We start from the raw sequence: 12,804 nt of genomic DNA, 5'->3' as shown, positions 1-12,804 counted from the left end.
GGGGGATAAACATGACTGACTATCCGCTACAAGACCAGCTTAGAAGACCCATTCGTGATTTACGAATTTCTGTAACGGACAAGTGCAATTTCCGTTGTTCGTATTGTATGCCAAAAGAGGTTTTCGGCGATGAATATGTATTTTTGCCAAAACAAGATTTGCTGTCATTTGAGGAGATACATCGGCTGACAAAGCTGTTTGTTTCACTGGGAGTCAAGAAAATCCGGTTAACCGGTGGAGAGCCACTTATGCGACGCGGTCTTCCAGAACTTGTGGAGAAAATCTTATCGGTTGATGGAGTGGAAGATATTGGGCTGACAACAAACGGTGTATTGCTTGGACAACAAGCACAGCCTCTATATAATGCCGGCTTACGGAGACTGAACATAAGCTTGGATGCCCTCGATCCAGAGCTGTTCGGTAAACTGAACGGACGGGGAGTCAGCCCTTTGCATATTTTAAAACAAATTGATCATGCGATAGAGGTAGGGTTTGAAATCAAAGTGAACATGGTCGTCCAAAAAGGTGTGAACGATTGTGAAATTCTTCCCATGGCTGCTTATTTCAAAGAACGAGGGATTACGCTTCGTTTCATTGAATTCATGGATGTTGGTAACGATAATGGATGGAGTTTTAAAAAAGTCGTTACAAAAAAGGAAATTCACGAACGTCTTCTGTCTGTTTACGACCTGGAACCCGTAGACAAGGATTATTTCGGAGAAGTTGCAAAGCGGTACCGCTACAAAGATAGCCATGCACAGGTTGGTTTTATCACTTCGGTATCGGAATCGTTCTGTTCATCTTGCACTCGTGCACGGTTGTCGTCAGATGGAAAGTTCTATACATGCTTGTTTGCGACTGAAGGCTTTGATCTCAGAAAACTGCTCCGAAGCGACTTAGACGATGAAGAGCTGTTAGATGCAATTAGCAGCGTATGGGTGCAACGTACTGACCGCTACTCAGATGAGCGCACTGAACAAACCTCAAGAAGCCGCAAGAAAATCGGCATGTCCTATATCGGTGGATAATCGTTAGTGTTTTGAGAAAGAATTACTGAACTCTTGTATCATTCAGAAATAAGAATCAAAAATAAAAGGCATGTAGATTCAATTATGAATCTACATGCCTTTTTATCAGTTACATTATTTTGTTGTTAAAGCTCTAACATACGACTCTACTTCATCTGAGGTAGATAAAGAGAGTATGGCATCAGTATGACTTTCCATTTCCACTTTAGATAGTTTTTTAATTTGCGAGCGGGCTTTCAAGATAGAAGACGCGCTCATTGAAAACTCATCTAGTCCGAGCCCTAGAAGGATAGGGATAGCTATTTCATCTCCTGCCATTTCACCACACATACCTGTCCATTTACCTTCCTTGTGCGAAGCGTCAATGACGTTTTTCACGAGGCGAAGGATAGCAGGGTTAAACGGTTGGTAAAGGTAGGAAACACGTTCATTCATGCGATCAGCAGCCATTGTATACTGAATCAAATCGTTCGTGCCAATTGAGAAAAAGTCTACTTCTTTAGCAAAGATATCTGCCATGACTGCTGTTGAAGGAATTTCAACCATGATTCCGACTTCAATCGTGTTACTCACTTCAATATGCTCTTCTTTAAGCTTCGCTTTTTCTTCAAGGAAAAGCGTTTTTGCTTGTCTGAATTCTTCAAGTGTTGCAATCATCGGGAACATAATCTTCAAATTTCCATGGACACTAGCACGCAGCAATGCCCGAAGTTGCGTTCTGAACATATCTTCCATTTCTAAACAAAGACGAATAGCACGTAAACCTAAAAATGGATTCATTTCTTTCGGTAATTGTAAATAGGAAAGTTCTTTGTCGCCACCAATATCAAGTGTACGAACAACTGTCGGTTTGTCGTCCATTTGTTTAAGCACGGATGAATAAGCCTCAAATTGCTCCTCTTCAGTAGGGAACTGATTACGCCCCATATAAAGAAATTCAGTACGGTACAAACCGATTGCTTCACCACCGTGTTCAAGAACACCCACGACATCTTTAGGCGTACCAATATTGGCACCTAGTTCCACATGATGACCGTCAGAAGTTATAGTAGCTTCGTTTTTAAGCGTTGCCCATTCGGATTTTTGTAATTCGTAGCTTGCTTTTTTCTCCTTATAACGAGCAATTGTCTCCGTATCTGGATTGACGATGATGTCGCCGTCTAGTCCATCAACAATCACAATCATGCCGTTTTGAATAGTAGACATAACGGTTTTTGCTCCAACAACAGCAGGGATTTCAAGTGTCCGTGCTAGGATGGCAGAATGTGATGTGCGTCCACCGATATCTGTTATGAAGCCTTTTACAAAATGAGGATTCAACTGAACAGTATCTGAAGGAGTCAAATCTTCTGCAATGATAATCACTTCATCTTTAATCATGCTAGGACTTTGAATGGATACACCTAATAGATGTGCTAATACACGTTTAGTCACGTCACGGATGTCCGCTGCACGTTCCTTCATATATTCATTGTCCATCGATTCAAATAATCCGATGAACATATTAGCCGTCTCCTGTAAGGCGAACTCTGCATTCACATTTTCTGACTTGATTTTATCGGTGATGGGTCCAAGTAATTCTGGATCACTTAACACAAGAAGATGAGCACTGAAAATAGCGGCTTCTTCATCATTCATTTGTTGAGCCGTTTGCGCTTTAATTGTTTCAAGTTCTGATTTAGACTGAGCCATAGCTGAGTCAAAGCGAGCAAGCTCCGCATTAATATTTGAAATAGACGTTTTTTTAACAATTAATTCCGGATTTTCAAGTCTGAAAGCTTTGGCAATGGCAATTCCATTTGACGCTGCAATTCCGGATAATTTTTGAGTCATTAGTTCCCAAGTCCTTGTGTTTCCATAATCTCTGATACTTTCGCCATTGCTTGTTCTTCATCTTCTCCGTTAGCCGCTATGTTAATACTTGCACCAGATGAAACGCCAAGAGACATGACACCTAATATTGATTTTAAATTAACTTTTTTATCATTCCACTCAAGTGTAATATCCGATTTAAATGGAGCAAGAGCCCCCACTAAAACTGCTGCTGGACGAGCATGAATACCTTCTGCTGATGTGATGTTATATTGTTTTTCAATCATTGAAATTCCTCCTCTAATTTGGTGTTCCGTGCATGACAACCAATATTTTTTGAATGATTGTGACTGCTTATGATTGATTATGATTGATTTTGAAAGCGATTTCAAGTATTATCTATTTAATAACAAATAAAGAAGGTGCCAAGGTGTTAACAAATGAACGGCATGACATGATAATAAGCTTATTAGATGATAAACAAACAATAAAAATGCAAGATATTGTAGACGCTACTGGTGCTTCAGAGTCTACGATAAGAAGAGATTTAACTGAGCTAGAAAATCAAAACAAGTTAGAACGAGTCTTCGGTGGGGCCATGTTAACAGAGCGGAATTTATTAGAACCCAGCATCTTAGATAAGTCTACCAAAAACCTTCAAGAAAAGAAACGCTTAGCTAAGTTTGCCGCTTCGTTCATCCAAGAAGGAGATTGCATTTTTCTTGATGCTGGTAGTACCACATTTCAAATGATTCCTCATTTGAAAGACAAAAATGTAGTCGTTGTTACCAACGGACTCACACATATTGATTCACTAAATGAATACGGAATTACAACGTATTTGACCGGTGGCTTAATCAAGTCTAGAACGGCAGCGCTTGTTGGCTCACAAACCATTCAAGCATTACAAAACTATCGATTTGATAAATGTTTTCTTGGTGTAAATGGTTTTCATGTGAGCTATGGATATACAACACCAGATCCTGAAGAGGCTTCAGTAAAGAAACTAGCGAGTTCACTTGCTAGACAAACGTATGTGGTTACAGATCACACGAAATATGAAAAAGTAAGTTTCACTAAAATTCTTGATTTAGAAGAGGCTGTTTTACTTGTAGATAACCTCCCACAGGAAGCCATTGAATCATTACAGAATAATACTACTGTAAAGGTGGAGAAGAGATGATTTATACATGCACCATTACACCATCAATTGACTACACCACATATTTACCCGAATTTCATACAGCTACACTCAATCGTTCAGATGAAGTTTATTACTATCCAGGAGGTAAAGGGATCAATGTATCACGAGTGTTAAAACGTCTTGATGTCAATAGCGTTGCACTCGGATTTACAGGTGGGTTTACAGGAAACTATATTGAACAGTTTCTAGTGAACGAAGGTATTGAAACTGACTTTATAGAGACTGAAGAGATTACACGAATCAATGTGAAGATTAAAGCGCAAGAAGAAACAGAATTGAACGGCCCTGGTCCAGTGATCAATACACATCAACAATATCTATTAATAGAAAAAATCAGAATATTAAAAAAAGGAGATTGGTTTGTCCTTGCTGGTAGTCTACCAGAGTCGATTCCGCAAACGTTTTTTATGAAAATTGCTTCAATTTGCCGTGACGAAGGTGTTCATTTTGTACTTGATACATCCGGACCTGCACTTAAAGATTTGGTAAACACACAGCCATTTTTAATCAAACCGAACGAACATGAGCTAGGTGAATTATTCGAAACGATCATTTCTAATAAACAGGAAGCCTGCCATTATGCAAAAAAACTAGTGCATCAAGGTGTTCAACATGTTATTGTCTCGATGGGAAAAGAAGGGGCACTTCTCGTCACAAAAGACCATATTCTTTCCGCAGAAGCACCGAAAGGAAAAGTTGTAAACACCGTGGGTTCTGGAGATTCAGTCATATCTGGATTTATCGCATCCTATACAAAAGAAAAAGATGCAGAAAAGGCATTCCGATATGGTGTAGCAAGTGGAAGTGCCACCGCTTTCCGCTCAGATTTATGTGAAAAAAGTGATGTTGAAGCACTGTTAGATCAAGTACAACTACACCCATTACATGAAGAGGATGTGACAAGATGAAAATTACACAATTACTGACAGAAGAAACGATTATTTTGGATCTACAAGCAGGTTCCAAACAAGATGTGTTGACTGAGTTAATTGGCAAACTAGACAAAGCAGGCAAGCTGAAAGATAAAAAAGCGTTTACGAGAGACATATTAGCACGTGAAGAACAGAGTACCACTGGCATTGGTGACGGTATTGCGATTCCTCATGCGAAATCTTCAGCTGTAAAAGCACCTGCCATCGCGTTTGGGAGATCCCATACTGGTCTTGACTATGAATCACTTGATGGTCAACCAGCGCATCTGTTTTTCATGATTGCGGCAAGTGAAGGCGCAAATAATGACCATCTCGAAGCTCTTTCAAGATTAGCTACTTTCTTGATGGATTCTAATTTCAGACAGAAAATACTTGAAGCAAAATCAATTGACGAAGTATTAAGAGCTGTAACCGATAAGGAAACGGAAGTGGATGGACCTGAAGAAGACTTAGGAGCAGAACAAACACATGATGCTGTAAAATCTTCTAAGAAAATTCTAGCCGTTACCGCATGTCCAACAGGGATTGCGCATACTTACATGGCTGCTGAAAAGCTGAAAGAACGAGCAAAAGAATTAGGGATTTCACTCAAAGTAGAAACAAACGGCTCAAGTGGAGTGAAGAATCGCTTGACTGACGCAGATATCGCAGAAGCCGATGCCATCATCGTTGCTGCAGATACGAAAGTAGAAATGTCACGTTTCAATGGTAAACCTGTCATTCAAGTCAAAGTTGGTAAAGCAATTTACGAGACTGATAACTTATTAAATCGTGCTATCACAAATGACGCACCAATTTACCAGCACGACTCATCGAAAGAAGAAACGACTGGAAAAGAATCGAGCAATGGGTTTTATAAACACTTAATGAATGGTGTTTCTAACATGTTGCCATTTGTGGTAGGTGGTGGGATATTAATCGCCATTTCATTCTTCTGGGGAATAGAATCCGGTGACCCTGACAGTCCAGAATACAATGCATTTGCAGCGATGCTAGGCACAATCGGCGGGGCTAAAGCATTCTTCCTTATGGTACCAGTATTGGCTGGGTTTATTGCTAGCAGTATCGCGGATCGACCAGGTTTTGCACCGGGTATGATTGGTGGATTAATCGCAATAACAGTAACAGGTGTAGAAGGGGCTAGCGGAGGATCTGGTTTCCTTGGTGGTATTATCGCTGGTTTCCTTGCAGGTTATGTCACGCTGTTTGTTAAGAAAATGTTCTCGAAATTACCAGAATCTCTTGAAGGTTTGAAACCCGTATTATTTTTCCCACTATTTAGTATTGCGATTACCGGGATAATTATGATGCTTGTGAATCCACAGTTAACAAAAGTGTATACAGGAATATCTTCATTTTTAGAAGGATTAGGTGGGACAAACGCTGTACTCGTAGGGTTGATTTTAGGCGGAATGATGGCGATCGATATGGGTGGGCCAATAAATAAAGCTGCTTATACATTCGGCATTGCGATGCTCGATGCAGAAAACTTCACGTATATCGCAACAGTTATGGCAGCAGGTATGGTACCGCCACTTGGATTGGCGTTAGCGACGACATTATTCAAAAACCGTTTCACTAAGCCAGAAAGAGAAGCCGGGAAAACGGCTTATGTCCTAGGGGCATGCTTTATCACAGAAGGTGTTATTCCATTCGCAGCAGCAGACCCTGCACGTGTCATTCCTTCAGCAGTAACTGGAGCAGCTTTGGCTGGTGGTCTCGTTATGTTGTTTGATATTGGTCTTCGTGCTCCTCACGGAGGAATATTCGTCATGGGACTTGTTGACGGGGGAATCGCTAAAGTTATGCTTTATGCATTGGCAATCATTGCTGGTTCAATAGTTACCGCAGTAATGGCTGGATTATTGAAAAAGAAAATAATCGAATAAGATTTATATAAATCCATCTCTTAAACTCTCACTTGAGTTAGAGATGGATTTTTAATAGGGGATTGGCTGGATAAGTGGGGAAGATAGGTGAGTAATAATTTAAAGTAGAACAATCCTACGAGTTTTACAAATTACAAGAATCTTCAAACCAATTTGCAAATGAATTAAAAGAATTGCAAATAGACAAACAGAAGTAAAAAAAGGGGAAGTGGATATAGAAATACACTAAGTTTATCAAGTAATTTAATCCTAAATTTTTGTTAAAAAGACTATATACTGATTATCTATATCTCATTAAATTAGAAACCCTATATGATACAATTGTGATAAAGATTTAATGATTGTCTGAGTCTGAACTATAAATCCACCTAATTAAAACATGAAAATTCCACATAAATAGCCATTGGTAACAGAAGCGAAATATCCTTAAGAAGGTGCACGGCATTTGAATATAAAAATTAATCAAAAAATCATTAAAGAAATGTGCGGAATAGTCTCCTTTAAAAAAGGGGACTCTTTTTATCGTACTAATAATGTGACATTTAAAACGTACAGTTCTGACCATTGTGATGCAATAGTGGCAGGATTGGAAGACTTCTACGTCAACATTAAAAAGGACTCTAACGGGGGAATTCTCACAAAATGTAGCTGCCCTAAGCTTGCTTCCTTTCAAAAGAATTGTCAGCATATTGCGGCAGTTTTATTGTTAATTCACGAACATCAGCTTCAAGGAACAATGCCTATTGATATTAGTGAACAACACTCGAAAGCGTTAAAAACTCAAGCACTCACAGAGGGTTTGTTAACCCTTTTCAATAATCAGCCTAAACGATCAAGTAATCACCAACTTTACTTTGAGAAAAGGCAAGCCGTTGATGTAGAGTTTACATGTAAACCCGTCTGTATAAATGAAGGACAATTCATGTTCGGAATAGAAATTAAGATTGGTTCAACACATATTGCAAATATTCGTGACTTTTTGGAAAAAGTGAATGCAGGAATTCCTATTTTGCTATCCATTTCATTCACGTATGACCAGAGCACTCATTGCATTCAAAATGAATCAGATGCTGTGGTTCAGCAACTCATACAAATAGTTAACGATGAACAGCTGTACATAAATGAATGGCCCGATGAATCGAATATTATGAGGGATAACCATATATTACTGATTCCTCCGTCTTCCTGGGTAAGGCTTTTGCCGATACTTAAGAAAGCACCAGTTCTTAAGCTCGAATATGACGGAATAATATATGATGGTATTCACGTATCAAACGAACGACTTTCTATACATTTTGACATTTCTGAAGCAGAGAACTCCGCCTATGAACTGAGGAGTAATGGAATAGATCAATTAGTTGTATTGAATTCATATAGCTCTGTCCTCTCTGAGGGAAAAGTGATACAGATGAAAAGTGAGGACGTTAACCGTCTAGCAGACCTGAAAAAGATGCTCGATACTTCAGGGTCGAATAGTATTTTAATACCTTTTGAGCAAATAGACATTTTTCTAGAAAAAGTAGTTCCAGGATTGCAGAAACTAGGAGATGTTCAACTGCCTGTAGCTATCTCGAAAAATTTTGATAAGAGTTCACCTTTAATTGCCAAACTATACTTGGACCGTGTGAAAAATCGATTGCTTGCCGGTTTAGAGTTTCAATATGGAAATATTATCATTGACCCTTTTGAAAGTCGGCAACTTTTGATGGATCCCATGATTATTAGGGAAGTAGAGAAGGAAAATGTAATCCTTCAGATGATAGAAGATAGCTTGTTTATCAAGACGGACGGTGGGTATTTTTTACATAATGAAGAGTTGGAGTATTCGTTTTTGTATCACGTCATCCCCCAAATACAAAATCTTGTAGAAATATACGCAACTACTGCAGTAAGAAATCGGATTTTCAGAGAAAATGCTCGTCCACGGATTAGGGTAAAGGTGCAAACAGAGCGCACTAATTGGCTTGAATTCAAATTTGAAATGGATGGAATTCCTGACAAGCATATACGTGATATTCTATTGGCTTTAGAAGAAAAACGGAAGTATTATCGTTTGCGAAATGGTTCATTACTCTCATTAGAAACAAGGGAATTCGAAGAAATTAGGCGCTTTCTAAATGCATCACCAGTCCAAAATGAAAATCTGGAAGAAGGCTTATATTTACCAATAGTCAAGGGACTTCAACTATTTAATTCTGTTGATGAACAATCGTTCACCTTAGAGGAGTCGTTCAAGAAATTCTTAGAAAACATCCGAAATCCAGGTAGTTTGGAGTTTCAGGTACCGAATAGTCTTGAGTCTATATTGCGAGACTATCAAAAGATTGGTTATAAATGGATGAAAACACTGTCGAGCTATGGTTTTGGAGGAATTCTTGCGGATGATATGGGGCTGGGGAAAACGCTACAAAGTATAGCATTTATTCAGTCTGAGCTTAAAGAAACCCAAATAAAGAATTTTCCAGTCCTTGTTGTTTGCCCATCATCATTGACATATAACTGGCTTAATGAATTCACAAAATTCGCTCCAAATATACAAGCTGTTGTCATTGATGGTAATAAAACAGAAAGGACTAACAAGTTAAAGATTGCAATGGAAGTCGATGTTGTTATTATCTCCTACCCTTTGTTACGCAGAGATATAATGTGGTTTGAAAAACAAACTTTTCACACTGTGTTTTTTGATGAGGCACAATCATTTAAAAATCATTGGACACAAACAGCACGAGTTGTAAAGAAGATACAGGCAGATTATCGCTTCGCTTTAACTGGAACACCTGTGGAAAATTCACTTGAAGAATTGTGGTCAATTTTCCATGTTGTTTTTCCTGAATTATTTATGGGGTTAAAGGAATATAGTAACCTTTCTAAGGAAACAATTGCCCGGCGGATTCGACCATTTTTACTACGCCGTTTAAAAGAGGATGTACTTTCAGAGCTTCCAGATAAAATCGAATCCATAGAATCAATCGAGTTGCTACCTGATCAAAAAAAGCTATACGCTGCCTATTTAGCGAAACTACGTCATGATACGTTGAAGCACCTGGATAAAGATGGTATTAGAAAAAATCGCATTAAAATTCTGGCTGGGTTGACTCGGTTACGGCAGATTTGTTGTCATCCAGCATTATTTGTAGATGGATATACAGGAAGCTCAGCGAAATTTGAACAGTTATTTCAAATTGTAGAGGAATCTCAAATCGCAGGGAGAAGAGTGTTGATTTTCTCCCAATTCACTAAAATGCTTGAGCTAATAGGAAGGGAACTGGCGATTCAAGGGCACCCATATTTCTATCTTGATGGAAAAACTCCATCAAAGGAACGGGTGGACATCTGCAATCAATTTAATGATGGTGAGCGTGATCTATTCCTCATTTCCTTGAAAGCAGGAGGCACCGGACTAAATTTAACGGGTGCTGATACGGTAATCCTATATGATAATTGGTGGAATCCTGCAGTCGAGGAACAAGCAGCTGATCGTGCCCATCGCATTGGACAGACAAATGTTGTACACGTAATAAAGCTTGTTGCTCGAGGAACAATTGAAGAAAAAATGAATGAACTTCAAGATAAAAAGAGACTTCTAATTGAAGAAGTATTCGATTCCGAGGGAAAAGTTTCATCAACACTTACTGAAGATGACATTCGGTCAATATTGAAGATATAGAATAATTTATGAAGTAAACTAGAAGTGAAAATCGGTTTACAGAAAAAGATAATTGCATTGAGATGACAATAGAAAGGTTACTGGTTTAATAACGTTTCTTTTTGTCTTTTATATTCAATCAAGAGTTTAATTTAATGAATTAAATTATTTTCCACATATAGATTGTGAATATAGCAGTAGTAAATTATATAAAAAATCTTTTTATCTCATGGTAAATATTGGACAAAAAGAACATTTGTTTGTATAATCAAGATAATATTATTCAGTAATATTTCGTAGGAAGGAATCTCCAGTTATGCCTCGTAAACCTGGAATAACAGATGAAGCTATTATCAACATGTACAAAAGTGATATGTCATTTAAAGAATTGGTACCAATCATCGGACTTACAAATCGAGCAATTCGAAATGTACTTTCCAAACAAGGAATAACAATGAATAGGGAACAATTTTCAGGAAAACCAGAAAAAGTAAAGTAATGATAATGATAGTCAGAGAAGTTAGGAGAATTTAATTATGTGGAAATTATTAAATGGCAAACTTATTCATATGACCGATGAATCTAGAGTTAAATTCAGAACGAATATTAGTAAATCTGTTATTGAGTCCTTAAAAAAATTAGCAGCAGATAATGATACACATATTAATTATTTAATTGAAAGTGGATTGAAAGTAGTTTTAGCCGATGGAAAAATCACATTCAATAAACATATGAGACCTAATGATCGAATTCAATACAAAACAACTTATGATAAAGAATTATTAATTCAACTTAAAGCGTTTGCAAAAAACCATAATTTATATATTAATGATGTAATTGAATATAGTATCCAACACATTGATATAAAACAAAGTAAGGACATGAGTTATAGATATAGGTTGGAGTAAGCAGGCTGTTAGTCAATTTAAGAAACGCCCCGGTCATAATATAAATTATAGGAAGTTGCATCTCATTAAACAAGTATACTTGAAACAGTGAGACAAAATAGAAAAACCGCTGAAATTATGCTATTTCAGCGGTTTTATCATTTGTATCTAATTTTATGTTACGTTGCTTCATTTGAATTAAGAAAATGGTTGTTAATGATAAACTTATAACACCAAATACGACGACCATCCATTGTAAGCCAATTAAATCTAATAATGCTCCTGTTGCTAACAAAACGACTTGGAAAATTACTCGCTCCAACATATTTCGGAATGAGAAAAATCTTCCATGGAATGCTCTTGGCATTTGCTTCTGGAAAATCGTCATCGCAGTTGGGAAAAAACAACCAACTGCGAAACCAAACACGGCAAATGCTGTTACCGACAATAATGGATTAGCTGCAAATATTAAGATTAACTCTGCAAAACCAATGACAAATGCAAAAAAGAATAAAATTGTGCCTGTGCTCCATTTTTTTGCGATATATTTCACAACAATCGTACCAATCATAAACGCAATACCTTCAGCAGCGTAAATGGTTCCCTTTATCGATGCTGAATCCTGCAATTCACTAATGTTAATAACTAACAAGTTAAATGATCCGATAAATAATAAAGGAATTAACGTCATTACTAACGTCATCATGACAGCTGGGTATGACTTTAATATTGGAAAAACTTCCATAAATCCGCCTTTACCAGGTGCAGAAACTTTTACTAGTGCCTCTGTTCCCTCTTCCTCATCTATACGTAGCATAAATGTAAAGATCAGCAAACCACCATAAGCAAAGATTGACATGAAATAAAGCGATTCTAATGACCAATACACCAATACTACACCCGCAAGCGCTGTTCCAATGACTCGAGCCATCGTCGCTACGTTCATATGCCAACCATTCATTTGAAGCAATTGAGCATCTTTAACAACTAAAGGAATGGTTGCTTGTAGCGCTGGAAAATAAAAGGCTGCTGATAGTTGGATACTAATCATAAATGCAACCATCCACCATATTGATCCCGTGCCAATGGCAATTAACATAAAGCAAACACTAATCATTCGACCAAATCCAGATATTAAGAGGACGGTCTTTTTCTTCGATTGATCAATTACTTTTCCAGCAAGTGGTCCAACTAAAATACCTGCTAATAAACCAATTGCCATAATAACTGCTTTTAAGAAATCTGATGGAATTCGTTCTTGCATAAACTCCAAATTTCCGATGATTCCCGTCCATAATCCAAGACCTGCAATCAATTCGCCTATTAAAATAATCCATACATTACGATTTCTCCACATATTTTTCACTATTTATAACAAAGGGAAGCTACACTGACTCCCCCGTTGT

At 37.7% G+C, this 12,804-nt stretch carries 10 protein-coding genes; 7 read left to right on the top strand and 3 right to left on the bottom strand.

The features are described 5' to 3' along the window. The first annotated feature begins 11 nt into the window (after positions 1 to 11). Positions 12 to 1,028, top strand: a complete 1,017-nt coding sequence (gene moaA / locus E2636_RS08000) for a GTP 3',8-cyclase MoaA (protein WP_134209727.1) — start codon at positions 12 to 14, stop codon at positions 1,026 to 1,028. A 114-nt stretch (positions 1,029 to 1,142) separates the two neighbouring features. Here moaA and ptsP read toward each other — a convergent pair whose 3' ends face one another. Together ptsP and E2636_RS07990 are read right to left on the bottom strand one after the other, a co-directional pair. Further along, a complete protein-coding gene (gene ptsP, locus E2636_RS07995) occupies positions 1,143 to 2,861 on the bottom strand; it encodes a phosphoenolpyruvate--protein phosphotransferase (protein ID WP_134209726.1) in 1,719 nt (572 codons plus the stop codon). After that, positions 2,861 to 3,127: a phosphocarrier protein HPr gene (locus E2636_RS07990; protein WP_134209725.1), complete on the bottom strand. Its 267-nt coding sequence runs from the start codon at positions 3,125 to 3,127 to the stop codon at positions 2,861 to 2,863. Before E2636_RS07990 ends, ptsP begins: the two co-directional genes overlap by 1 nt. A 143-nt stretch (positions 3,128 to 3,270) precedes the next feature. Between E2636_RS07990 and E2636_RS07985 the strand changes: the two genes are divergently transcribed. The 6 genes from E2636_RS07985 (at position 3,271) to E2636_RS07960 (ending at position 11,419) form a co-directional block, all read left to right on the top strand. Continuing rightward, positions 3,271 to 4,023: a DeoR/GlpR family DNA-binding transcription regulator gene (locus E2636_RS07985; protein ID WP_134209724.1), complete on the top strand. Its 753-nt coding sequence runs from the start codon at positions 3,271 to 3,273 to the stop codon at positions 4,021 to 4,023. Further along, positions 4,020 to 4,952: a 1-phosphofructokinase gene (gene pfkB / locus E2636_RS07980; protein WP_134209723.1), complete on the top strand. Its 933-nt coding sequence runs from the start codon at positions 4,020 to 4,022 to the stop codon at positions 4,950 to 4,952. Before E2636_RS07985 ends, pfkB begins: the two co-directional genes overlap by 4 nt. Then, positions 4,949 to 6,865, top strand: a complete 1,917-nt coding sequence (locus tag E2636_RS07975; RefSeq protein ID WP_134209722.1) for a PTS fructose transporter subunit IIABC — start codon at positions 4,949 to 4,951, stop codon at positions 6,863 to 6,865. The genes pfkB and E2636_RS07975 overlap by 4 nt, the downstream gene beginning before the upstream one ends. A gap of 445 nt (positions 6,866 to 7,310) precedes the next feature. Then, positions 7,311 to 10,532 (top strand): DEAD/DEAH box helicase, encoded by a 3,222-nt coding sequence (locus E2636_RS07970; protein WP_134209721.1) that lies wholly within the window; start codon positions 7,311 to 7,313, stop codon positions 10,530 to 10,532. A 295-nt stretch (positions 10,533 to 10,827) separates the two neighbouring features. After that, positions 10,828 to 11,010 (top strand): hypothetical protein, encoded by a 183-nt coding sequence (locus tag E2636_RS07965; protein ID WP_134209720.1) that lies wholly within the window; start codon positions 10,828 to 10,830, stop codon positions 11,008 to 11,010. Positions 11,011 to 11,047: 37 nt separating this feature from the next. Beyond that, the gene (locus E2636_RS07960) at positions 11,048 to 11,419 is read left to right on the top strand and encodes an rRNA methyltransferase (protein ID WP_134209719.1); all 372 of its coding nucleotides are present in this window, start codon (positions 11,048 to 11,050) and stop codon (positions 11,417 to 11,419) included. A gap of 115 nt (positions 11,420 to 11,534) precedes the next feature. On the opposite strand, the gene E2636_RS07955 is transcribed toward E2636_RS07960, so the two are convergent. Beyond that, positions 11,535 to 12,755 (bottom strand): MFS transporter, encoded by a 1,221-nt coding sequence (locus E2636_RS07955; protein ID WP_134209718.1) that lies wholly within the window; start codon positions 12,753 to 12,755, stop codon positions 11,535 to 11,537. Positions 12,756 to 12,804 lie beyond the last annotated feature (49 nt).

This window comes from Paenisporosarcina antarctica, assembly GCF_004367585.1.
Taxonomy (GTDB): domain Bacteria; phylum Bacillota; class Bacilli; order Bacillales_A; family Planococcaceae; genus Paenisporosarcina; species Paenisporosarcina antarctica.
This window is presented reverse-complemented; position numbering and strand designations above follow the sequence as displayed.